At 42.8% G+C, this 25605-nt stretch carries 20 protein-coding genes; 15 read left to right on the top strand and 5 right to left on the bottom strand.

The genetic code is table 11. The features are described 5' to 3' along the window. Nucleotides 1–24: 24 nt before the first annotated feature. From D0T50_RS09945 to D0T50_RS09935, 3 genes are read left to right on the top strand one after another with little or no spacing between them, the layout of a single operon-like run. Nucleotides 25–594 carry an RNA polymerase sigma factor gene (locus D0T50_RS09945; protein WP_163223383.1) on the top strand — a complete coding sequence of 190 codons (570 nt, stop codon included), beginning with the start codon at nt 25–27 and terminating at the stop codon, nt 592–594. A 47-nt stretch (nt 595–641) separates the two neighbouring features. Beyond that, on the top strand, nt 642–1016 hold the full coding sequence (locus D0T50_RS09940) for a hypothetical protein (RefSeq protein WP_163223382.1): 375 nt from the start codon (nt 642–644) through the stop codon (nt 1014–1016). A gap of 17 nt (nt 1017–1033) precedes the next feature. Continuing rightward, entirely contained in the window at nt 1034–1519 is a 486-nt protein-coding gene (locus D0T50_RS09935; protein ID WP_163223381.1) for a hypothetical protein, read from the top strand. Nucleotides 1520–1528: 9 nt separating this feature from the next. On the opposite strand, the gene mazG is transcribed toward D0T50_RS09935, so the two are convergent. From mazG to D0T50_RS09915, 4 genes are read right to left on the bottom strand one after another with little or no spacing between them, the layout of a single operon-like run. After that, the gene (gene mazG / locus D0T50_RS09930) at nt 1529–2317 is read right to left on the bottom strand and encodes a nucleoside triphosphate pyrophosphohydrolase (RefSeq protein ID WP_163223380.1); all 789 of its coding nucleotides are present in this window, start codon (nt 2315–2317) and stop codon (nt 1529–1531) included. A 2-nt stretch (nt 2318–2319) separates the two neighbouring features. Then, nucleotides 2320–2997: a hypothetical protein gene (locus D0T50_RS09925; RefSeq protein WP_163223379.1), complete on the bottom strand. Its 678-nt coding sequence runs from the start codon at nt 2995–2997 to the stop codon at nt 2320–2322. Between the two features lie 14 nt (nt 2998–3011). Next, nucleotides 3012–4064, bottom strand: a complete 1053-nt coding sequence (locus D0T50_RS09920; RefSeq protein WP_163223378.1) for a DUF3810 domain-containing protein — start codon at nt 4062–4064, stop codon at nt 3012–3014. After that, nucleotides 4057–4629 (bottom strand): ORF6N domain-containing protein, encoded by a 573-nt coding sequence (locus tag D0T50_RS09915; protein ID WP_163223377.1) that lies wholly within the window; start codon nt 4627–4629, stop codon nt 4057–4059. The genes D0T50_RS09920 and D0T50_RS09915 overlap by 8 nt, the downstream gene beginning before the upstream one ends. 172 nt (nt 4630–4801) lie before the next feature. Here D0T50_RS09915 and D0T50_RS09910 point away from each other — a divergent pair, with 172 nt between their 5' ends. The 8 genes from D0T50_RS09910 to D0T50_RS09875 all read left to right on the top strand — a co-directional run bounded on the left by D0T50_RS09910 (nt 4802) and on the right by D0T50_RS09875 (nt 19058). Beyond that, on the top strand, nt 4802–6307 hold the full coding sequence (locus tag D0T50_RS09910) for a polysaccharide lyase (protein WP_163223376.1): 1506 nt from the start codon (nt 4802–4804) through the stop codon (nt 6305–6307). Between the two features lie 220 nt (nt 6308–6527). Beyond that, on the top strand, nt 6528–9155 hold the full coding sequence (locus tag D0T50_RS09905) for a valine--tRNA ligase (RefSeq protein ID WP_163223375.1): 2628 nt from the start codon (nt 6528–6530) through the stop codon (nt 9153–9155). Nucleotides 9156–9360: 205 nt separating this feature from the next. Further along, nucleotides 9361–10944 (top strand): ATP-binding protein, encoded by a 1584-nt coding sequence (locus D0T50_RS09900; RefSeq protein WP_163223374.1) that lies wholly within the window; start codon nt 9361–9363, stop codon nt 10942–10944. Between the two features lie 906 nt (nt 10945–11850). Continuing rightward, the gene (locus D0T50_RS09895) at nt 11851–13986 is read left to right on the top strand and encodes an LruC domain-containing protein (RefSeq protein ID WP_163223373.1); all 2136 of its coding nucleotides are present in this window, start codon (nt 11851–11853) and stop codon (nt 13984–13986) included. Nucleotides 13987–14192: 206 nt separating this feature from the next. Next, on the top strand, nt 14193–16322 hold the full coding sequence (locus D0T50_RS09890) for an LruC domain-containing protein (RefSeq protein WP_163223372.1): 2130 nt from the start codon (nt 14193–14195) through the stop codon (nt 16320–16322). Between the two features lie 135 nt (nt 16323–16457). Next, entirely contained in the window at nt 16458–17786 is a 1329-nt protein-coding gene (locus D0T50_RS09885; RefSeq protein ID WP_163223371.1) for an MFS transporter, read from the top strand. Then, a complete protein-coding gene (locus D0T50_RS09880) occupies nt 17786–18355 on the top strand; it encodes a bifunctional nuclease family protein (RefSeq protein WP_163223370.1) in 570 nt (189 codons plus the stop codon). Before D0T50_RS09885 ends, D0T50_RS09880 begins: the two co-directional genes overlap by 1 nt. A gap of 13 nt (nt 18356–18368) precedes the next feature. Further along, nucleotides 18369–19058 (top strand): 16S rRNA (uracil(1498)-N(3))-methyltransferase, encoded by a 690-nt coding sequence (locus D0T50_RS09875; protein ID WP_163223369.1) that lies wholly within the window; start codon nt 18369–18371, stop codon nt 19056–19058. A gap of 54 nt (nt 19059–19112) precedes the next feature. Here the strand turns inward: D0T50_RS09875 and mdh are convergent, their stop codons facing one another. After that, complete coding sequence (gene mdh / locus D0T50_RS09870; RefSeq protein WP_163223368.1) at nt 19113–20054, bottom strand: malate dehydrogenase; 942 nt, start codon at nt 20052–20054, stop codon at nt 19113–19115. Nucleotides 20055–20349: 295 nt separating this feature from the next. On the opposite strand from mdh, the gene D0T50_RS09865 reads away from it, so the two are divergent. The 4 genes from D0T50_RS09865 to D0T50_RS09850 all read left to right on the top strand — a co-directional run bounded on the left by D0T50_RS09865 (nt 20350) and on the right by D0T50_RS09850 (nt 25601). Beyond that, the gene (locus D0T50_RS09865) at nt 20350–21228 is read left to right on the top strand and encodes a hypothetical protein (RefSeq protein ID WP_163223367.1); all 879 of its coding nucleotides are present in this window, start codon (nt 20350–20352) and stop codon (nt 21226–21228) included. 750 nt (nt 21229–21978) lie between these two features. Next, nucleotides 21979–23394: a TolC family protein gene (locus D0T50_RS09860; RefSeq protein ID WP_163223366.1), complete on the top strand. Its 1416-nt coding sequence runs from the start codon at nt 21979–21981 to the stop codon at nt 23392–23394. A 33-nt stretch (nt 23395–23427) separates the two neighbouring features. Continuing rightward, nucleotides 23428–24420 (top strand): HlyD family secretion protein, encoded by a 993-nt coding sequence (locus D0T50_RS09855; RefSeq protein ID WP_163223365.1) that lies wholly within the window; start codon nt 23428–23430, stop codon nt 24418–24420. Beyond that, on the top strand, nt 24420–25601 hold the full coding sequence (locus tag D0T50_RS09850) for an ABC transporter permease (RefSeq protein WP_163223364.1): 1182 nt from the start codon (nt 24420–24422) through the stop codon (nt 25599–25601). The genes D0T50_RS09855 and D0T50_RS09850 overlap by 1 nt, the downstream gene beginning before the upstream one ends. Nucleotides 25602–25605 lie beyond the last annotated feature (4 nt).

Here is a 25605-nt window from a genome sequence, read left to right as displayed (position 1 = left end):
AAATTGCACTATCTCCTGTATAGCATGCAAGATCCGGAAGTAAAACGTAGCACAACTTTCAACGAACGAGAAGTTATTGCCTTGATTCAGGATAAAGAAACCCAGAAGCAAGGTTTTGAACGTATCGTAGCCGAATATAGCGAACAACTATATTGGCAGATACGCCGTATGGTACTATCGCACGATGACACCAACGACCTGCTGCAAAACACCTTCATCAAAGCATGGCTAAACCTGGAATATTTTAGGGCAGAAGCAAAACTCTCCACCTGGCTCTATCGCATAGCATTGAACGAGTGCCTCACCTTCCTGAACAAGCAACGCGCCACGCTATCCATAGACGACCCCGAAGCCGCTGTGATAAACAAATTGGAGAGTGACCCTTACTTCTCGGGCGACGAAGCCCAACTGATGCTTCAGAAAGCATTGTTGACATTGCCCGAAAAACAACGCATGGTGTTCAACCTGAAATACTATGAAGAGATGAAATACGAAGAAATGTCGGAGATATTTGGAACCTCCGTAGGAGCACTGAAAGCATCGTATCATCATGCGGTTAAAAAAATAGAGAAGATTTTAAGTGAAGAGGATTAAACCTTTTAAACTTATAAATATCTAACCATAAAGAGAGGAGATAAATTATGAAAGAGGAAGACAAATTACTAAAAAAGGTAGGAAAGGAAAATCCCTTTACTACTCCACAAGGTTACTTTGAGAACCTGACCTCGGACATTATGAACAAGCTTCCCGAAAAGGAAGAGACGAAAGAAACGGAAAAGGTCATCACCATGTGGGATCGGATAAAACCGTGGGCATACATGGCAGCCATGTTTGCAGGAGCGGCTCTTATTATACAAATAGGAAGCTTTAAGCCTAACCCATTTGCCGACAAGCAAGTGGCTACGACCGACGACATAGAAATGGCTGCCGACGAATATCTCGATATGGCTATCGACAAGGCATTGCTCGACGACTACTCATTGTATGTGTATCTATCGGACGCAAGCATGGATTAACGTAACGAACGAACAACATGAAAAAACTTATTTTTGTATTACTGTTACTGATTGGGACAGCTCCTGTTGTCAGGGCCATAGACGGACATCACCAACACCTGTCGCCCGAGGAGTTCAATGAAAAGATAAAAGCTTTCATTACCGAAAAAGCTGATCTTACTACGGCAGAAGCCGCCAAGTTCTTTCCTGTGTACTTTGAGCTGCAGAAAAGAAAAAAAGAACTGAACGGCAAGATGTGGGATTTACTGCGCAAAGGGAAAGACAAAGAGCTAACCGAAGCCGAGTATGATGACATCATGACAAAGGTATACGACTTGAAAATCAAAGAGAAAGAGGTAGAAAAAGAGTACTACGTTAAATTCAAGAAGATACTTTCCGCCAAGAAAGTCTTTATGGTACAACGTGCCGAAGCAAGATTCAACCGGGAATTGATTCGAAACGTAAACCAGAATGAGAAAGCGAAGAGAGAGAAAGAAAGAGAGAGAGAGAGAAAAAAGCAGTAAGGTTTTACCTTACTGCTTTTTTGTTTTCTTCGCCTCCTCCCAAACAGCGTCCATCTCCTCAAGTGACATTGATTTCAAGTCCTTGCCGTGTTGTTTGGCATACGCTTCCAAGTAGTTGAAACGGTAGATAAACTTCTGGTTGGTACGTTCCAGTGCATTGTCGGGATTAATTTTATAAAGGCGGGCAGCATTAATAAGGCTAAAAAAGAGGTCGCCAAATTCTGCTTCGGCTTTCTCTTGATCCATGTGAGCTATCTCTACTTGCAGCTCATCAAACTCCTCCTTTACCTTATCCCACACCTGCTCTTTCTCTTCCCAATCAAAGCCCACATTGCGTGCCTTGTCCTGAATGCGATAGGCCTTGATGAGCGAAGGCAGCGAAGCAGGCACCCCGCTTAATACAGTTTTGTTTCCACCCTTTTCTTTAAGCTTAAGTTGCTCCCAGTTCTGAGATACCTGTCCGGCTGTCTCGGCTGTTTCGTCGCCAAACACATGCGGATGGCGGAAGATGAGTTTTTCGCACAGACGGTCGCATACGTCTTTCATATCGAATTGTTCTTTCTCAGCACCTATCTTGGCATAGAAAGCAACGTGCAGCAACACATCACCCAGCTCTTTGCATATCTCAGCAGCATCATTCTTAATGATGGCATCTGTTAGTTCGTACACCTCTTCGATAGTATTGGGGCGTAGGCTTTCGTTGGTTTGTTTGCGGTCCCAGGGGCATTTCTCGCGTAGCTCGTCGAGCACGTCGAGAAAGCGACCGAAGGCTTGCATTTGTTCTTCTCGTGTATGCATAATTAATTGATGTATGATTTAATTTCCTTTAATACCTCTTCTATCTCCCGGATATCTTCTTTGTTTGCTTCTCTGGAAACCATCAGGTAGAAATTAAAGATGCCTCTTGCCTCGGGGATGTTGATCCAGCCATCGTCTTTCATAAGATATTCCGTATTCATGTTATATAATTTTTGTATTTCGTTTAGCTTGAGGTTGCTATATTCCAGATAGTTTTCCTTACATCGTTCCAGCAGAGCGTAGCAGTCGGATATTTTCAGGAGCAGTGCTCTATTCCTAAACGACTTTATAACTCCACTGACCTCGAACAATCCGTAGGCTCCTCTTTTATACACAAAAACGTGGGTTTTACCAATGAGGCGCGCTGCCGCGTTGAGACTATCGTTATCAACCTTATCGGGCGTTTCCACAAAGGCGTACAATTGTCGTTTTACGATTTCGTGTGTATCGTAATACTTGTATAACGCCACCAGCTTATCCCTGTTGTACGACAGTTCATCATAGATAGTGCTCAACTGAAGCTTTATATCTTGCTGCTCGCGATTGGACTCAATAATTCCGCTAACGTAGAATGTTACCGCCACCCCAATAATTACCACCGACAGCTCCCGGAAGTAACTACCTACTCTGTACTTCTTATTTTTTCCCTTTAGTACCTTAAACAGTTTGCATTTTGCCATAACACACATATATATTATTTATTATCTTTCTTCTCATACTGCCACCACGACACCAACAGCCCTACAACTTCGGAGTAGTTCTGTCTGCCGCTACTAATTTTATTTCCTTTCAGGTAGAGATCGTATATCCAATTCTGTACCTCGCCAAGAACCCGGCTATATTTTGAAATCCAAAACTCACGATGTTCATTGTAGAGTTCGAGTATTTCGGGACGCAAAGTCGTGATAACTTCTTTGAACTCCTCTTCGGCAAGGAAGCCACGCGCATTGCCCAACACATAGCTCAATACGTTGAAGTATCCGCAAAAACGAGTGGATGCTTCTTCGGCATGGGTACAAACCTGATAAGCGTAGAAATTAGCTTCCGCCTCGCTTGTTATTCCTAAGAAGTGCGCCAATTCGTGCGCATAGGTCGATGCATATTGCGCAGGCAGCAACTCTCCGTTTAGGTTAAACTCACAAAAGAAAGGTCCCATATAACCCGTAATTGCCATCTTGGAAAACAGCGGGGTAAACATCATCGTTTTTGCCCGGGGCGAACCGGCAGGAGTATGCACACCCATCGTATGCCCAATGTACCGATAGGTAGTGATAATATCTTCGTGAACACGCTGCTTGTCTATGCTTTCGATGGGGAGGTAGCTGTTGTTCAAGCTATCCACATATTCGGTAAGAAATTGTTGAAACACCTCTTTTTGATAGCTGTGCACAGGTGCATTTGCGCGCTGATAAAAGTTCGGTTGCGAATAGTTCAGCCCCCAAGCAAGGTAGAACCATATATAAACCCACACAAGGTATTCGGCACTATGCAAGAAAATCATCTTCCATGGCTTCTTACTTTTGATGCGCGTGTAGATTGGATGTATAATTAACCAAAGGATACTTAAAAGGATAAACAAATCACCCACCGAGAATGGAAAGAGGGAAGAGAAAGCAGAAAGGGCTTTGGCAATGAGAGGGTAAATACATTCCGCATAATAGACACTCCACGCAGAGATGTGTTGCGTTAACCCTAAAAGGAGTAACAGAGCAACGGGGAGCGAGTAACGGATTGTTTTTTTAGTCATATTGATTAAAGCCCTTTATCTTTATACGATTGGTGTTTGTTCTCTTATTTGCTTGCAGCTCAGCTAATGATTCGTTTATCAGTTCTAACTGCATCCGGGTATCTTCGTTTATATCGTTGTAATCTGTAAAGACTTCTTCAATGTAACATCTAAGCTCTTGCAGATCAAACTGCAGCTCTTGCAAATCACAACTTTGTTTTGGTGGATTTAGTAATAATTGCCGAACTGCAACGAATGCACGCATAATATTTCGGTTTATTTCAATGGCTGTGTTAGAGTTTAGTACACTACTAAGCATGGCCACACCAAGTTCAGTAAAAGCAAAAGGCATATATTTGAAATGAGTTCCTCGTCCTTTGTTTAAGATCACAATTTGTGATGTTAAAAGTTCATCTTTAGTAAGTTCAAACATAAAATCCTCACCCTCAAAGCGCTTCATATTACGACGGACGGCTTGCTTAAGGACTCTTGTTTCAATACCGTACATTTCTGCCAGGTCAAAGTCCAGCATCACTTTCTGACCTCTTATCTCATATATTTTATTCTGTATCAACTGCAATTCCATAGGTTGGTAATATTAATTTCTCGCAAAGATAAAGAGAATCTCACAAAGATAGGCTCAACAGCTACAAACAAAACATTTTTACCTGTAGACCACACTGTCTTCTGTTTTGAGTACAGATATTTATTCTCTCCGTCTTGTGTATACGATATTCTTTATTAAAATCAGAAACACCATGAAAACAATTCTTCGAATCATCAGTACCAGTTTGTTATTATCTGTCTTGTTATGCACAGAGATTCTTGCACAACAACCTCAGAGTGGCATGATTCCACCACATCCGCCTCGCCTACCCGAAGGTGCTATTCCAGCATTCCCGGGAGCATGGGGTGGAGGTATGTTTACCACAGGAGGACGTGGCGGTCGGGTTATCGCTGTTACAAACCTGAACGATAGTGGTCCGGGTAGCTTGCGTGCCGCTTTGGAGGCCGAAGGAGCTCGAATTGTTGTATTCCGCGTTGCCGGAACTATCAATGTAAACAAAGATATTAACATCGCACATCCCGACATTACTATTGCGGGGCAGTCTGCACCAGGTGACGGTATTTGTGTAGCAGGAACAATTAATATTAATACTTATAATGTTATCATTCGTCATCTACGCGTTCGTCGCGGAGTACCTATGGGTGGACAGGGCGACGATAATATCGGTGGAAATCCTTTCCATCACATCATCATCGACCATTGCTCAACCAGTTGGGGTATGGACGAAAACATTTCACTTTACCGCCACATGCGTCCTTCGCTCGATGGAAAAACCCAAATCAAAGACCCAGCGCAGCACATCACCATTCAATGGACAATCTCCAGCGAAGCGCTCAATGCCAGAGGTCATGCTTTTGGAGGTACCTGGGGAGGAAATCCATCAACATTCCACCACAATCTATTCGCTTGTAATACCGCCCGAAATCCATCTATCGGAATGTCCGGCGCATTTGATTACCGTTACAATGTAGCTTTCAATTGGCGCCACCGCACCATGGACGGCGGAGACGAAACCTCTATGATTAATTACATCAACAATTACTACAAGCCAGGACCTGCTACCAACGAAAACATGCGCAACGTACTTGCCCGTATCGAAGAACGCAACATGTACTCACCCGGTAGTGCATGGGCTGGCGGAGGCGAATGGTACCCCAAAGCCGAGAAACGTCCCGGTAAGTGGTACGTAGCCGGAAATATTATGTACGGAGACGAAGAAGTCACCAAGAACAACTGGTTGGGTATGCGTGGCAACGAGCAACTCGCCCGTGTGAATACTCCTTTCGAAGGATGGCCTGTATCACCACATCACACGGCTCAGGAAGCTTTTGAGGCTGTACTGGCAAAAGCAGGTGCCACACTACCCAAACGCGATGCGGTAGACACCCGCGTAGTAGAAATGGTTCGCTCCGGAAAGACAACAACAGCTACCGGTATTATCAAAGATATTTCGGAAGTAGGTGGCTATCCTAACCTGACCTTCGACCCAACCGAAATCCCGGTAGACAGCGACGGCGACGGCATGCCCGATGAATGGGAAATAAAATACAACCTGAATCCTAACAATCCGGCTGATGGAGCGATTGATTCCGACGGAGACGGTTATACAAATGTGGAAGAATTCCTGAATAACACCAATCCACGAGAAAATATTAACTACCGTAACCTCGACAATAACATCGATACCATCAGTTAATTCATCTCTCATAAGACTTATACCTAAGAAAAGAAGAGCAAGAGATTTCGATAAAAAACGAGATTTCTTGCTCTTTTTAATTACTATACGCACATACAGAAACACCCAAGAATGTAAACTTTAGACATTCCATCAATCTATTATTTTTATTAAATAAGCGCAACTCATGGATTTTTATGTATTTTTGTGCCTTTAAACTCAATTAATTAGTGAATACAGCATGGAATTAGCAAGCAAGTACAACCCTACCGACGTAGAAGGGAAATGGTACCAGTATTGGATGGACAACAAATTGTTTAGTTCAAAACCCGATGGACGTGAAGCATACACCATCGTCATACCGCCACCCAACGTCACCGGAGTACTCCATATGGGACACATGCTCAACAATACCATTCAAGACATACTTATTCGCCGTGCCCGCATGGAAGGCAAAAACGCCTGTTGGGTACCTGGAACCGACCATGCCTCTATCGCTACCGAAGCAAAAGTGGTAAACCGCCTTGCCGCGCAAGGTATCAAGAAAACAGACCTCACCCGAGAAGAATTCCTTAAGTATGCCTGGGAGTGGACCGAAGAACACGGTGGCATCATCTTGAAACAGCTCCGTACCCTCGGTGCTTCGTGCGACTGGGATCGTACCGCCTTTACCATGGATGAGATACGCAGCGAAAGTGTGCTCCACGTTTTTGTAGACTTGTACAAAAAAGGTTTAATATATAGAGGTGTACGCATGGTGAACTGGGATCCACAAGCACTAACCGCTGTATCTGACGAAGAAGTTATCTACAAAGAAGAGCACGGCAAACTCTATTACCTGCGCTACAAAATTGAAGGTGAGGAGGGATACGCCGTTGTGGCTACCACCCGCCCCGAAACAATCATGGGAGATACCGCTATGTGTATCAACCCCAACGACCCGAAGAACGCGCACCTCAAAGGTAAAAAAGTAATCGTGCCGTTGGTAAATCGTGCCGTACCGGTAATTGAGGACGATTATGTAGATGTAGAGTTCGGAACAGGCTGCCTCAAGGTTACCCCTGCTCACGACATAAACGACTACATGCTGGGCGAGAAACACAACTTGCCAACTATTGACATATTCAATGATAACGGAACCATCAGCGAATCCGGAGAATTATACATTGGCATGGATCGCTTTGCTGTTCGCAAACAAATCGTAAAAGATTTGGAGGCTGCCGGATTATTAGAAAAAGAAGAAGCTTACACCAACAAGGTAGGCTACTCCGAGCGTACCAGCGTAGTAATTGAGCCCAAACTCTCCATGCAATGGTTCTTGAAGATGGAACATCTCGCGGAGATTGCCTTAAAACCGGTAATGAATGATGAGTTGAAGTTCTACCCACCGAAATACAAAAACACCTACAACCATTGGTTGGAAAATATTAAGGATTGGTGCATCAGTCGCCAATTGTGGTGGGGACACCGCATTCCTGCGTGGTTCTTACCTGAAGGAGGATACGTGGTAGCCAAAGATGAACAAGAAGCATTGCAACTGGCTAAAGAAAAAACAGGAAACGCCAACCTCACGCTGGGCGACCTTCGCCAAGACGAAGATTGTCTGGATACTTGGTTCTCATCGTGGCTATGGCCCATATCGCTATTCAACGGCATACTCGACCCTAACAATGAAGAGATGAAGTACTACTACCCTACCAGCGATTTGGTTACAGGACCAGACATTATCTTCTTCTGGGTAGCCCGTATGATTATGGCAGGGTACGAATATGAAGGCGAAATGCCATTCAAGAATGTGTACTTCACTGGAATTGTGCGCGACAAGCAAGGACGTAAAATGTCTAAATCGCTTGGCAACTCGCCCGACCCGCTGGAACTGATAGAGAAATACGGTGCCGATGGCGTGCGTATGGGTATGATGCTTGCCGCTCCTGCCGGCAATGACATCCTTTTCGACGAAGCGCTTTGCGAACAGGGACGCAATTTCAATAACAAGATATGGAATGCTTTCCGCTTGATAAGAGGTTGGGAAGTAAGCGACACAGCAGAAGTTCCCGAATCGAGTAGACTGGCCATGCGCTGGTTTGAATCTATTCAAAACCGCACCGCTGCCGAAGTTGCCGATTTATTTAGCAAATACCGCATCAGCGAAGCACTGATGGCTGTGTACAAGCTATTCTGGGATGAATTCTCATCGTGGTTTTTGGAAATGATTAAGCCCGCTTATGGACAACCAATCAGCCGCGAAGTGTTGAACACAACCCTTGGCTTCATGGACAACTTATTGAAATTATTGCACCCATTTATGCCATTTATCACAGAAGAGCTGTGGCAACAAGTACAAGAAAGAAAGGCAGGCGAAAGCATTATGGTTTCTCCATTAACGATAAGCAGCAAAGCAGACGAAGCGTTTATACAATCTTTTGATGTAGTGAAAGAGGTGATTAGCAACATTCGCAACATTCGTTTACAGAAAAACATCGCGCAAAAAGAGGCATTGAGCCTGCAAGTTGTTGGTATAAACGAAGCCGTAGCAGCACTCACTCCGGTTATTCTAAAGATGTGCAACCTAACGGAAGTAACCACTGTAGAGTCGGCAGCCGAAGCTTCGGGCACCTTTATGGTAGGAACCACTGAATTCGCTGTACCTCTTGGCAATATGATCGATGCCGAAGCAGAGATTGCTCGCATGGAAGCCGAACTAAAACACAAAGAAGGTTTCTTACAGGGAGTGTTGAAAAAACTAAGCAATGAGAAATTTGTAAACAGCGCACCTGCGGCAGTTATAGAAATGGAACGCAAAAAACAAGCGGATGCCGAAAGTATCATCAAATCATTATTGGAAAGCATTGCGGCGTTAAAGAAGTAATCTCAAAAAAACTATATATAATAAGGTGTAATTCCTCGCGGAGTTACACCTTATTTATTGGTAGCTATATACAAATTATTCTTTAATTTCAACTAATTATTAAATAAATTCTTATATTTGCCCTCTCTAACTACCCAAAAGTAGCCATTAGGGAGATTATACCTAGTAAGTAATTATTCAGTTGGAGACAAAAACACGCTCTATAATGCGCACAGAAGACCTAAATGCTTTTTCTAAAAGCTTTATACTACAAATAAATAACGATATTCCTTTTCAAGATAAAGTTGAAAAACTCCTGAAGGAACTCGGTGAATTCTTTAACTTTAGTAAAGGATTTATTTATCAAACAGATGGATTTCGCTACTTCCACCTCAAAGAATCTTATGGCAACGAAAATAACGTTCTACGCGAAAGCTTTGAAATTGCCGATATGTCGGAAGAGCACTCTAAAACGACCAATCACACTTTCTACAGGTCCAAAAAAGAAAAAGCCACTGAGTTAGAATTAGATATTCTTGATTTCTACCATGTAAACTCGCTGGTAATCCGCCATTTCAAAGATATAGAAGGAAAGATTATAGGATTTATAGGGTTTGCAGATATTGCCAACGACAGAGTTCTTAACGAAGAAGAAATGGAATGTTTGCAGATGATGACAGGACTTTTCTCTAAAGACATCGTAAACCGCGAGTACAAGGAACGAGGCATCCGTGCTACAAAAACGCTGGAAAGCATCATGAACAACCAAGGGGTTGACATTTATGTAAACTCCTTTCACTCACACGATATGCTATACGTCAACGAATCTATGGCGAAACCTTATGGAGGTGCCGATAAATTCACCGGCAAGAAGTGCTGGCAGGTACTTTACAACGACAAAACAGAGGAGTGTAGCTTCTGCCCCAAACGCAACATTGTTGACGAAAACGGCAATCCTACCAAGAAGATATATTCGTGGGACTACCAACGCCCGTTCGACAAATCATGGTTTCGCGTATTCAGCGCGGCGTTCGAATGGACAGACGGACAGATGGCACACGTAATAACCAGCCTCGACATTACCCATCAGAAGAATATCGAAGAACAACTACGTGAAGCTAAGGAAAAAGCAGAGAACCTCGACCGGTTAAAATCAGCTTTCCTTGCAAACATGAGCCACGAAATACGCACACCGCTTAATGCCATCGTTGGTTTCTCGGACTTGCTTGCCATAACAGATGATATGGAAGAGCGTATGGAGTACAACGAAATTGTGCAGGAGAACAACCAATTGCTACTAAAACTCATTTCGGACATTCTTGACCTTTCGAAGATAGAGGCAGGAACACTCGATTTTGAAATAGAACGCATCAATGCTTACGAACTTTGCGACAGCATTGTAAAATCATACTCCGTAAATACAAACGCCAAGGTGCCCATTCTGTTTGATGAAACTTCCTCATCCGAATATTTCATCAACAGCGACAAAAAGCGCCTGACACAGGTTATTACCAACTTTATCAATAATGCCATTAAGTTTACGACCGAAGGCAGCATAACAGTGGGCTACCATCTTAATGGAAATAATACCATTCATTTCTCGGTAAAAGACACCGGCATGGGCATTGCCGCCGACAAAGTAGACCAAGTATTCGACCGTTTCGTGCAACTGGATGGTTTCACCAAAGGTGCCGGACTGGGACTTGCCATCTGCAAAAGCCTCATCGAGAACCTTGGTGGAGAGATTGGCATTAACTCGGTTATCAAAGAAGGCTCCACCTTCTGGTTTAACCACCCGTATCAAGGATAGAATCTTTTTCCACACACACTTCTATATATGTCAGTGAGTTTCAGTATAGAACTCACTGACTTTTTTAAAAAACTCAGTCAGAACCGAGATAGAAAACACTGAGTTCTTACATCCAACTTAGTGAGATTCTTTTTTGAAGCTCAAAGCATTAAGCCATGAACCCCATTCTATCCAAAAATGGACCTCGTTTTTGGAGTCATCAAGCCGAAATACTTGACGCGTCAACTCTTTATACTTGACGCGTCAAGTATATGAACTTGAAGCGTCAACTCTTTTCTCTTTACTGGGCTTCACCATCAGAACCACAGTGCACAAAAATCACATCCTTTATTGCTTTGAACAAACAGCTACAAATAACAAATCAAGCCATATTTTTGCCTCAATAACGGATTTTCATTAAACAAAAACGGATTTTTTAGATAAAGACAGTCAACAAGCAGCCAGCTATACATTCAACGCATTCTTACACCTTATTAATATAACAGTAAAATAACGCCTATAAAACACGCAAATAACCAGTACGCTTTTACATTAACTAAGTACGCTTTTATAAAATTCTAAGTAAACAAGTCTAAAACGAATATGCAAACAAACCTTCTTGTTAAATAACGTTATACAAACACAAGTTTTTATCAAAAACATGTTTTACAACATAAAAACCCATTACCTTTGCATCGTGTTTTTCATGGTATTAGATTTAAGGTTAATAAAGATTGGTTGCCCGTGAGGGTGACCTTTTTTTTGCTCATTACACAACAATTGCATGCAGAATAATAAATTATTCTTAAATAATAGTTCTTTTTTCTTCCTTAATATATAGGATAATAAAATAATTCATTACATTTGCAGAAATTAACGGCATTATTGACATAAAATAACGTTCAGATAAACCAACATTTTTACATTATGAAGAAAATCATTTTCAATCTATCGACAGTAGGACTCTTAACCGCCTTACTATTTATGACAGCCTCTTGTGAGGAGAAAGATTATTTCAACCCGAACTACAAAGACCCAACGGTGAGTGAAACACCCATGACTTTCGACTTCTCTACTACGCAAGATGTTAAAGTTAATTTTGACATTGCAGATTTGCCAGAAGGTTTTTCTCACAAATTTGAACTTTATTCGGAAAATCCAATGGAGCTAACAAATGGCCAATGGAAAAAACGTGAAGGGGTAACCCCAATTGCTGCTGGTATAAACGTAGCTAAGATTTCGGATATACGTAGAACAATTCCGGCTTACGTAAAAGAAGTGTGGGCGTACTCACTCAATCAGTTTGTTCCACAACTGATGTATGCAGAAGTAGGAGGAGAAGATCTTAATCTACAAGCAGTAGATTTATCTGTAGCTTATTCTGGTGATACAGAGACTAGAACAATTGGCAATAACAGAATTGACCGTTACTTAACCACTACCGGCTCAGTTGCAGGAAGCAATAATACTGCTACGGATGTCAACAGTAGCCACAAACCTAATTATATAGATAAAACGATGGCTATCCCGGCTAAATACCTAGAACGTATAACAAGTACTTTTCAACCTAAGAAAGCTGCTCCCAGCCAATATTTCGAAGACGCACTATTGTATCTACACGAAGAGGCTGAAATCTGGGTATCGGTTATCCACTCGGATGGTTCTTACAACAGTGCTTTAAGCTATTTCTTCTATACTGGAACACCAGAGGAGTTGGCTACGGCAGATAAAACTAAAATTCCTGATATTTTAGCATTTCCCAAAGCTAAAATAGGTACTAAAAACAATGAATTGAAAGCAGGGCAATATGTGAAACTTAAATACATGACTGGCAACAATTACGCTACAGCCAATGATAAATTCCCCGCAGGCACAACAATAGGTTTTGTTCTGCGCTCTAACGCTTACAACGAAGATAATAAAAGAGTAAATCGTAATCCAACTGAAGGAACATATTACTCATACAATGACTGGAATCCAGAAAACGGCACTACAGTACCTAAACAGCACACCATCTATTTTAATGCTGGAGACGAAAATGGAGACCCTTTCATCTGCTTTGGATTTGAAGACATGAACAACAGTAAGGGAGACAAAGACTGTGATGACGTAATGTTTAATGTACAGATAAGTCCGATTGATGCAATTGACCCCCCTGAAATACTCCCAGAACCAGGTTTTCAAATAACAAACGAAGAAAAAGTTGGTATCTTAGCTTTCGAAGACAACTGGCCTGCCAGAGGAGACTATGACATGAATGATGTTGTTGTTCAATACAACTCAAAGATTACTTACGAACGTGAGTTTGAAAATTTGGACGGTAAATTCCAAGGCTGGACTAGTGAAGTCTATGTAAAAGAGATAGAAGACAAATTTACTCTAATACACAATGGAGGACAATTCTACAATGTATTCCAGTTGCATGTACCTATAGATCCAAACAGAATAGAAAGTGTAACACTCAAACAAGGTAATGGCACTGAGACGGCTTGCGAATTAATTCCGTTATACTATGGTCAAACAGGATTCAAAATAGATATGACATCGTATGTAAAAGACATTCTTACATTCAATAAATATTATACAGATGTGGAACTTACGAATATGCTAAAAAATCAGTTCACACTGAAGATGAAGTTTAAGATACCGGAAGATCCTGCCGCACGCTTCTTGCAAACAGAGTTCAATAACAACAAGCTATTTGCTCCATACAATCCGTTTATCACACCATCGCCCCACAAACAAGTACACTTGCCAAACTACCCACCTGCGATAGATGAACATATCGTGAGTGATGGTTGGCAGCTATTTTCGGTTAATGCAGATAGGTCAAATGTAGATAGAGACAATTTTGAAACAGCATGGGGAAATGCAACATTATGGTATGTTTCAGGCAATAATAATAAAGCTCCATTTGCGATTCACTTATCTAACATTACATATAGTGGATTCAAAATACCTGCAGAATACGAACCTATAGACAAGGTTTATCCTGAATTCGATGAATGGGTAAACTCAGGAGGAACATCAGGTACGGGTTGGTACTTAAGGAATAATCCTTAAGTCCTAATTTATCCTTAAGATTAAAACTCTAAAAAAGAGTGCCTCAAACGTCTTTTGGGGCACTCTTTTTACGACCTTACCTTATTTCACCATCCTTACCAGTAACAAATACACATTTTTAATTAATACCCATTGCAGAATATAGAATTAAAGTATATATTTGCAGACCTATTTTCTTGAAATACAATTATTTAATTATAAACCTTATGAGAAAAAAGTTTTTTAGCCTAGCCGCAAGTTGCTGCCTGACCGTTTTATTAATCTCAATCACCTCATGTGAAGAGAAGAACTATTTTGATCCGAATTACAAAGACCCAACAGCAAGTCTTACTCCCATGTCTTTTGATTTTTCAACCGCGCAAACCGTAAAGTTGAATTTGAATTATCAGGCACCTACGGGATTTGTTTCCGAGTTCGCTGTGTACAATGAGAATCCCTGTGTCATTCGCGAAGATGGAATGGCAAGTCTACGTGCTGATGCAGAACCTATTGCCGCAGGTATTAATGTGGCAGGAGTTTCTCAATTAATCAGAACAATTCCGGCATACATCACAGAGTTGTATGTTTACTCTACAAGTAGCTTCGTTCCGCAATTAATGTATGCGAAGATCCAAAATGGAGTTGCTAACTTCACCACTATCGCCTCTTCTAATGCATCCAGAAATGCTGCTACACGTAATATTTCTGACAAAGTCGTTGATTTCTACCTAAACAGCAACGGAGCGGTTGGTATTACACCCGATGTTAATACAGGTCATAAACCAAACTATATTGACTCGGAAAAGACTACAGAGATTGATGCTGCTATTATAAACAGAATAGACGCTGCTTTCCCTAATGACAAAGTACCGGCAGTAGAAGCAACCATAAAAGATGCTTCTATCACTTTGACAAAAGCTGCCAAAGTATGGGTAGCCATGGTATTCTCGGCAGGATCTTACGACAACTCGCTAAGTTACTTCTGGTACAATGGGAATAAAGAGCTGAAAGATTTAACCGATTTGGAAAAACAATCATTGAAAGAGGTGGTAGTATTCCCGTTGGCTAAAGTAGTAAATGATAATGGTATGAATGGAGCTGGTCCTATGAAACCCGGAGAATACGTACAACTCAAATATTACGATGAAGAAAAACAGCAATGGGTCGATGAATTCCCTCAAGGAACTACTATAGGCTGGATGATTCGCGCAAACGGATATAACAGAAATACCCAAAGCATAAGCAGTGGTGCAGGCATCTACTATTCTGTTCCTGAATGGAATCCAGAAGCAACAGCCGAAAACAGAAACCACACGGTTATATTCAATGCCAATCCCAGCAATCCCGAAGAGCCATTCAACTGCTTTGGTTTTGAAGACTGGAACAGAGATAATGAAGCAGGTTGGGAAAAAGACCTTAACGACTTGATGTTCCACGTTATGACCGACCCAGCATCAGCACTCATTGATATCCCTGAAATACCGGAACCCGGAACTATAGAAACCTACGAGAACAAAAAAGGTATATTGGCTTTCGAAGACAACTGGCCTGCTAAGGGAGACTATGACATGAACGACGTGGTGGTTGAGTACGCTTCAAGAATTACTTACCAACAAAAAACGGAAAGTGTGGACGACCCAACACCTATTGGAGATTCATACGTTTCTAAAATAGTAGATAGATACACAGTTCTACATAACGGAGCTCAATACCATAATTATTTTAGTGTTCATGTGGGTATTAATCCAAGCAAAGTAGAAAGTGTAACAGTAAATGGTGTAACGCAAGACATAGTAAGCGCGCCAAGAAATCCGATTGCTCTTGGAGAAGGATTTGTTATTGAGGTTACTCCTACTATAAAAGACTTCCTTACATTTGATCATTACTATACAGCCAATGAATTTGCCGGCATGACATCGAACATCTTCGATGTGGTTATCACATTGAAAGACGAAGAACTAACACAGAATGCTTTCAACACAACAGCCTATGCTAGCGCGCCCTACAATCCATATATATCGCGTTCTCCACACATTCAGGTACACTTGCCCAATTACATTCCGGCAGTAAACGAATGGATGAAAGCTGATGGTGGTATTCTTTTTGGAACTATTTATGACAGGTCTGATGTAGAAAAAGACGCGGAAGGAAATATTATCAATTGGGCATCAGGAACAAAATGGTATGTAACAGGAGATAATATCCTATTCCCATTTGCTATACATCTCTTGGGTGTAGACCGTAATGGATTTAAGATTCCGGAAGAGTATAAGTCCATTGCAGAAACTTATGGAGAAAGCTATAGCAACTGGGTTAACAGTGGCGGCGATACTAACAAAGACTGGTATACTCCTTAATATACAATCCTAATTATATCAAGAGTGCGACGGAAATGTCGCACTCTTTTTTTTAACTCCTCCCTACGTAACTTCTCCCGATTATTAATTATATTTGCTCAATTAAATCTATTTATAAAACGTAAATAAGGAGTTATGAACGTAAAGTTTCGTCTAATTATCATGAATTTCCTCCAGTTTGCAGTCTGGGGAGCCTACCTAACCTCTATGGGAAGTTATCTGGTAGGAGTTGGTCAAGCTGCAAATATTGGTCTTTTTTATGCCATACAAGGTATCGTATCTATGTTTATGCCGGCACTTATTGGTATTATTGCCGACCGATGGGTACCTGCACAAAAGATGTTCAGTATCTGTCACCTGCTTGCCGGACTATTTATGGGCGCCGCCGGATACTATGGTTATGCCACAGGTAGCGAAGTGCAGTTTGCCACACTGTTTACCCTATACACATTGAGCGTAGCTTTCTACATGCCTACGCTGGCACTTTCCAACTCGGTAGCCTATTCGGTATTGGACAAAGCAAAGTTAGACACTGTGAAACACTTCCCTCCTATCCGCATATTTGGAACAATCGGTTTTATCTGCTCTATGTTGCTTGTGGATGTTACGGGCTATCAACATACTTATTCGCAATTTCTCGTATCTGGAGTCATCGGGTTGGCATTGGCGATTTATGCCATTGCGATGTTGCCAAACATTGCCATAACCCACACCAAAGGCGAAAAGAAAAGTCTGGTGGAGAGTCTCGGGTTGGATGCCTTCAAGTTATTCAAACAAAAGAAAATGGCTATTTTCTTTATCTTCTCTATGCTGTTGGGCATGTCATTACAGGTTACCAATGGCTACGGTAATCCGTTCATTACCAGTTTCAAAGACGTAAGCGAGTTTGCCAATTCCTTTGGTGCCAATCATGCCAACGCACTTATCTCCCTTTCGCAAATGTCCGAAACACTCTGTATCCTGCTGATACCTTTCTTCCTGAAGCGATTTGGTATTAAGAACGTGATGCTTATTGCCATGTTGGCATGGGTACTTCGCTTCGGATTCTTTGCAACGGGCAACCCGGGTTCGGGTGTATGGATGTTTATCCTCTCCATGTTGGTATATGGCGTGGCGTTCGACTTCTTTAATATTTCGGGTTCTTTGTTTGTAGACAAAGAGACTACTCCTGCTATCCGTTCCAGTGCGCAAGGGCTATTTATGCTGATGACCAACGGGCTGGGTGCCACCATCGGTACGCTTAGCGCGCAATTTGTGGTAGATAAGTTTGTGTACAACCCTATGGCACAATTCCCTGCGCTTGCCGATGGCGAGTTCTACTCGGAAACAGCAGCCAACACCCTGATGAATGGTTGGAGTACCGCATGGTATATTTTCGCGGCTTACGCGTTGGTAGTAGCAATCGTATTCGCTATTGTTTTCAAATACAAGCATAACCCTGAAGAAATAAACGTGAAGCACTGATGAACGATAAAATTGAGCTGAGAGTAGTAAGCATATCCAATAGCCAAGAGCAGGCATCTGCCTTTGCTCTTGTATTGCAGGAGGTGGGTGGCAACCGCCAACTTCCTATCATTATTGGTCCGTCCGAAGCACAATCCATTGCGCTTCATCTCAAAGGAATCAAGCCACCACGACCGTTGACGCACGATTTGTTTGCCACCACACTCGATGAGTTCAACATCCTTGTCGAAAAAATACATATCTATCGGGCTAAAGATGGCGTGTTTTTTTCGTACATCTATTTTAGAAGTGACAATCAGGCTAAGAAGATAGACTCCCGAACATCCGACGCGATAGGTATTGCCCTTCGTTTTAATGCACCAATCTATATTGAAAGTAGCATTCTGGCAGAAGAGGGTTTCACACCAAGCGAAGAGATAACCAACGAAGAACTGGTTGAAGAAGATGCCGCTGCCATCCATAAAGAAGACCAACTGACCAACCTTAAGTTGGCACTGGAAAAAGCCATCCAAGATGAGAATTATGAACTGGCATCCGTATTGCGCGATGAGATAGCCCGAAGACAGTAAAAATAAGAAAAATATGCACCTGTTTTACGCTCCCGATATTGAAAAAACCCACGAACTTCCCGAAGAAGAAGCTCGCCATTGCCTGAAAGTACTGCGTCTGACCGAAGGAGAAGTCATCACCATAACCGATGGCAAAGGACATTTCTATCAAGCCGCTATCGCCACTGCCGGTAGCAAACGTTGTTTAGTCAACATCCTTGAAAGAACAACGCAAGAACCATTGTGGGAAGGACACCTGCATATCGCCATGGCTCCCACCAAAAACATGGACCGCAACGAATGGTTTGCCGAAAAGGCGACCGAGATTGGTATTGACGAACTAACCTTTCTTGAAACCCGCTTCTCCGAACGAAAGGTCATCAAGACAGACCGTATTGAAAAGATAGTAGTATCCGCTATGAAACAATCGCTGAAAGCGCGACTACCAATTATCAACGAAATGACACCATTCGACCGTTTCATAGGGCAGCCACACAACGGACAAAAGTTTATAGCCCATTGTTACCCAGGCGAAAAGGCGTTATTGAAAGAGTTGCTACAACCGGGCGAAGACACCCTGATACTGATTGGCCCTGAAGGAGACTTCAGCGAAGAAGAAGTTAAGAAGGCATTGGAGCAGGGATTCAAACCTATTAGTTTAGGAAAAGCAAGGTTACGCACAGAAACAGCGGCACTGGTGGCATGTATGACGAGACAGTTATAGAAAACAACAAAGGGCAGGTTTTTCCTGCCCTTTGCTTTTATTATTATTCTTTGACTACAAAGCTCCTACTTGTTTCAAGTCACCATTTGTAGTACGAACAGCCTTTGCACTTGCTTCAAACAACGCTTTTTCTTCAGCGTTCAATGGTAATTCCACTATTTTCTCAATACCATTGCGACCTAAGATTACAGGTACACCGATGCAAATGTCGCTTTCGCCATATTCGCCTTCGAGTGCTACCGAGCAAGGAACCATCTTCATTTGGTTGTGTAAGATAGCTTCTACCACAAACGCTCCTGCTGCACCCGGTGCATACCATGCCGAAGTTCCTAAGAATTTAGTTAACGTAGCACCACCTACCATGGTAGAGCTTGCTACTTCTTTAATTTTCTCTTCAGAAAGGAAGTTGCTGATAGGCAAACCTTTGTATGTAGCAAAACGAGTCAACGGAATCATGGTAGTATCACCGTGTCCGCCAATAACCATACCTTCGACTTCGTTAGCATTGCAACCAATTGCTTGTGACAAGAAATATTTGAAACGCGAGCTATCCAACGCGCCACCCATACCAATGATACGATTCTTTGGCAAACCAAGAGATTTCAAGGCCAAGTATGTCATGGTATCCATCGGATTAGAGATTACAACAAGAATTGCGTTGGGCGAATATTTCAACGCGTTTTCGGCAACAGCTTTCACAATACCCGCGTTAACACCAATCAATTCTTCGCGTGTCATACCCGGTTTACGAGGAATACCCGAAGTTACAACAATTACATCCGAGTTGGCAGTTTGTGCATAATCATTAGTACAGCCTACAACAGTTGTGTCAAATCCAAGCAGCTGAGCTGTTTGCATCATATCCATAGCTTTACCTTCCGAAACGCCTTCTTTCACATCCAGCATCACAACTTCATCGGCTACTTCATTGAAAGCCAATACATTTGCACATGTAGCGCCTACATTACCTGCGCCAATTACGGTTACTTTTGACATAATACTTAATTCTTTTAAATTTATAATTTTGTTATAGAGAATTCGTTCAACTCCAATCTTCGATTAGAGTAAACAAAAGTACAAGGTTATTCCTTATTAGGGAAATTTTTCTCTAATAATTTACGTTAAACAAAAAACAACCCGGCGACAAAATTGTTAATCCCTAGGATTGTTTTTGTTAATCATATATAAAATAGCACAGTCGCAAAAAGAGGTAAGCATGGAAACAGTTTTATAAGAAAACATAAAACACTACTTTTGCAGCTTGCCTCAGTAATTAAGCATTTATTGCAGTATGAAAGAAAATAAGAAAACACTATTTATAATCATCGGCATATTAACAGCTGTCATCCTTGTGGTTGCCTACCTGTTGTTTGCCGAAAAGCGCAACAATAAAGAGCTGGTAGAGATATTCAACATTGAGAAAGAAGAACTCGAAAACGAATATACCCGCTTTGCCACACATTATGACGAGCTACAACTTACATTTACCAACGATTCGCTGGCAGTTCAGCTAGATCGCGAAAAGATAAAAGTACAACGCCTGCTCGAAGAACTGCGTACCGTAAAAAGTAGCAACGCCGCCGAAATTCGTCGTCTGAAGAAAGAGCTCAACACCATGCGCAACGTCATGAGAAGCTATGTAGTACAGATCGACTCTTTAAACCAAGTCACCGAGAAACAACAAAAAGTTATCACAGAGGTAACACGCAAGTACAACGCTGCTTCGCGCCAGATATCTTCTCTCTCCGAAGAAAAAGACAAACTCAATAAACAGGTAACTCTCGCTGCACAACTCGATGCTACCAATATACGCGTGGAACCCAAGAACAAGCGCGACAAAACCGTGAAGAAGGCAAAAGATGTAACCAAATTCACCATCAGCCTGACGCTAGTGAAAAACATCACTGCGCAAACCGGCGAACGCACGCTGTATGTGCGCATCACCAAGCCCGACAATGACGTACTGACCAAAGACCCTTCGCATACCTTCCAATATGAGAATCGCACACTCAATTACTCCATCAAAAAATATGTGGAGTACAATGGCGAAGAGCAGCAAGTAACCGTGTACTGGCATGTAGAAGAGTTTCTTTATGCCGGAGGCTATCGTGTAGATATTTTTACCGAAGATGGCAACCTGATTGGTTCACAAACATTCGAGCTACAGTAATATAAGTAAAAAACATGCTGTCAATAACTGTGTGATAGTTGCCTTGTCAATTATCACTATTCTGCCTATGGACGAAGAGTCATCTGCCTATGGTTGAAGAGCCATCTGCCTATGGCTGAAGGGTCGTCTGCTTATGGACGGAGGTTCGTCTGCCTATGGCTGACGGAGCATGAGACTATGGCAGAATGTTTAAAACATTATTATCAAGAGAGGAAATACTGTGCGCAGTTATGATTATTGCCGATTCCTTAAAGCTAAAGAAGGTACATCAAAAGTCCGAGTAACAAACTATAACTAATATAAGCCCGTAGGGCTTTAACTATGATAACCTCGGGTAAGCAAAGCGCAACCCGAGGTAGGTAAACCCCAGCCACAACAACCCTAAAGGGGTTGAACCCAATTAGGGTTCAGGAAATCAAGAGAGCTATATACCTCGGGTTACGCTTCGCTCACCCGAGGTTATACAAATATTACCCTCTACGGGGTAATGGCTTACAATTTTCAGCTAATTAAAAGAGCAATTGGACTTTTTACATAGCCTCTTTAGCAGCCGGCAATTGATAAATATAACAATTTATTATAGAGTATTCCCCAAGAAACAAAAGAAAGTAGAGCGTAAATCAAATTCAATAAAGTTGCATAAACAATTTATTCTCTCTAATTTTGCAATAAAAACGCGTTAATGCACTGAACAAACTTTTAATTACTATTGTTAAATTAGAGTATCATTGTATAATAAATAAAGTTCGCATGAAGAAACTACTTCTCGCCGTTGTTTTGCCGGCTATCAGCTTATCCCTTTCCGCACAAGTTTATTTAGACTTGGACAGTTGCCGCTCATTAGCCATTGCAAACAATAAAAATTTGCTGATTGGCAATGAAAAGATAACGGCCGCCCACCACGAGCGAAAAGCTGCGGCAACCAACTATTTACCGAAAATTTCGGCTACAGGAGCCTATATGCGCAACCAGAAAGAGTTCTCTCTGCTCAACGACGAGCAAAAAAGCACACTCTCCAATATGGGTACCATACTGGGCAATTCGCCCGAGCTGGCACCACTGCTAAACAACTTGATAGACCCCTTGAATGGCATAGGGAGTGCCCTTGTAGAAGGTTTGCGCACCGACACTCGCAATGTATACGCCGGCGCCATCACCTTGACGCAACCTATCTATATGGGTGGTAAAATACGCGCTTATAACAAAATTACGAAATATGCCGAAGAGCTTGCCCACCAACAGCATAACGCCGAATTACAGGAAGTAATTCTGGAAACCGACCAAGCCTATTGGCAGGTAGTATCCCTCGTCAATAAAAAGAAAATGGCCGAAAGCTATCTTCAACTATTGCAAAAGATGGATAGCGATATCAATAAAATGATTGCTGAAGGAGTGGCAACGAAGTCGGACGGGCTATCTGTGCGCGTTAAGCTCAACGAAGCCGAGATGACCGTGACCAAAGTAGACGATGGACTGAGCCTTTCCAGAATGTTGTTGTGTCAACTATGTGGACTCAACCTCAGCACTCCCATAAGCCTTGCCGACGAATCTATCGAAGAACTTCCAATAAGCAGCGCAAACAGCGCTTTCAATATAGAGACCGTATTTGCCAGCCGCCCCGAAGTACGCGCATTGCAACTTGGACAAGAAATTTACAAGCAGAAAATAAACGTTACACGTGCCGACCATTTGCCCACAGTAGCCCTAATGGGCAATTACATCGTGAGCAACCCCAGCATGTTCAACAGTTTCGAGAATAAATTCCGGGGTATGTGGAACGTAGGTATTATGGTACAGATACCTGTGTGGAGCTGGGGAGAAGGCACGCACAAGGTAAAAGCTGCCAAAGCCGAAGCACGTATCGCCCGCTATAACCTCGAAGATGCCAAAGAGAAAATCGAGTTACAGGTAAACCAAGCTGCCTTCAAAGTAAACGAAGCAGCCAAGAAACTTGTCATGGCAACTAAAAACATGGAGAAGGCAGAAGAAAACCTGCGTTACGCCAACCTTGGATTTCGCGAGGGAGTCATCGCTACCAGCAATGTGCTCGAAGCGCAAACCGTGTGGCTATCGGCACATGCCGAAAAAATAGACGCGCAGATTGACGTGAAGTTAACCGAGGCGTATCTGAAGAAATCGCTCGGGCAACTCCACACAAACGAATAACCCCAATAACAGCAAATTATAAAGAAAGAAAATATGACTACCAACAAATCGCAAAGCAGCAATATGATTTTGGCATTCCTCACCTTGTTGGGGGTAATTGCCGTTGTATCTTTAGTTGGTTTCTTCATGCTCCGCAAAGGTCCCGAGTTAATTCAAGGGCAAGCAGAGGTAACCGAATATCGAGTATCGAGTAAAGTACCCGGACGGATTCTCGAAATCCGTGTGAGCGAAGGAGAAACCGTCAAAGCGGGAGACACACTCGCCATCCTCGAAGCTCCTGATGTGCAAGCCAAATTACAACAAGCACAGGCAGCTCAAGAGGCGGCAAAGGCACAAAGCGACAAAGCCATCAAAGGAGCACGTAAGGAAACCATCCAATCGGCATACGAAATGTGGCAGAAGGCGGTGGCAGGGCTGAACATTGCCGAGAAATCTTACACCCGCGTGAAGAACTTGTATAACGAAGGCGTTATGTCAGCTCAAAAGCACGACGAAGCCGAAGCGCAATACCACGCAGCCATTGCTACTGAGAAAGCGGCCAAATCGCAATACGACATGGCAGTAAATGGTGCTGAGCCCGAAGACAAATTAGCCGCCGCCGCTTTGGTAGGCAAAGCCCAAGGTGCTATCGCCGAGGTAGAGTCGTACCTGAGCGAAACGGTATTGATAGCACAAGCCGATGGCGAAATTTCGGAGATATTCCCCAAACTGGGCGAGTTGGTAGGCACAGGAGCACCCATCATGAACGTATCCATGCCACAAGATATGTGGGTAACCTTCAATGTACGCGAAGACTTACTTGCCGGGCTAACCATAAACACCGAGTTCGAAGCATTTGTACCGGCACTCGGCGACAAAAGCATCCGCTTGAAAGTGTACTACATGAAGGATCTTGGCACTTATGCCGCTTGGAAGGCTACCAAAACCACCGGACAATTTGACATCAAAACCTTTGAGGTAAGAGCGCGCAGCGAGGAAAAAATTGAAGGATTGCGTCCCGGCATGACGGTAATTCTCCGTAAATAATGAGACATAAGCAAAAGAAACATATAGCCCTATGGGCCGTTACAAGACGAGAATGTCATCGCCTTGTGGCACGCCCGCTCTACCTGTTCTGCATGGTAGGTGCACCCCTATTCTGCTATATCTTCTTTACCACGCTGATGAGTTCGGGGTTGCCGCAAAATTTGCCCGTTGCCGTTGTCGACCTCGACAACAGTGCTACCTCGCGCAACTTACTGCGCAACCTAGATGCCTTTCAGCAAACAGCAGTTACCGCACGCTATGGCTCTGTTGCCGAAGCGCGCCGTGCCATGCAAACAGGAGAAATTTATGGCTTCTACTACATCCCCAAGAACCTATCTGCCGACGCACAACGCCAAGAGCAACCTACCATCTCCTTCTATACTAACAACACCTACCTTATTGCCGGTTCGCTGATGTTTAGAGATATGAAGATGATGAGCGAACTTGCTTCGGGTGCTGCTGCCCGCTCGGTACTCTATGCCAAAGGCGCTACCGAAAAGCAAGCTATGGCTTATCTGCAACCCATTGTTATAGATACTCATGCTTTGAAAAATCCGTGGCTCAACTACTCCGTATACCTGTGCAACACCCTTATACCGGGTATCCTGATGATTATGATATTCATGGTAACCGTTTACTCCATTGGCGTGGAGATTAAAGATAGAACCGCACGCGCGTGGCTTCGGATGGGAAACGGTTCGATGTACATATCGCTGGCGGGCAAACTTCTGCCGCAAACGGTGGTCTTCTTTATTATGGGAGCTGCCTACAATGCCTACCTGTATGGCTTCCTGCACTTCCCGCTCAACAGCGGACCATTGCCCATGCTATTGTCCACCTTACTGTTGGTACTGGCTTCGCAAGCACTGGGTGTCTTTATGATAGGTATGTTGCCTTCATTGCGGTTGGGACTGAGTTTCGCCTCCTTGTGGGGGGTGCTTTCGTTCTCCATTTCGGGATTTTCATTTCCGGTAATGGCTATGCACCCTTCGTTGCAAGCACTTAGCACACTGTTTCCGTTGCGACACTATTTTCTTATCTACGTAGATCAGGCGCTTAATGGCTATAACATGGTCTACTCGTGGATCAACTATGTGGCGTTATTACTCTTCATGCTGCTTCCCTTTGTGGTGATAAAACGCCTGAAGGGCGCCCTGATTTATTACAAATACATGCCCTGATGAT

This window comes from Bacteroides sp. 214 (assembly GCF_010501015.1).
Lineage (GTDB): Bacteria > Bacteroidota > Bacteroidia > Bacteroidales > Bacteroidaceae > Bacteroides.
This window is presented reverse-complemented; position numbering and strand designations above follow the sequence as displayed.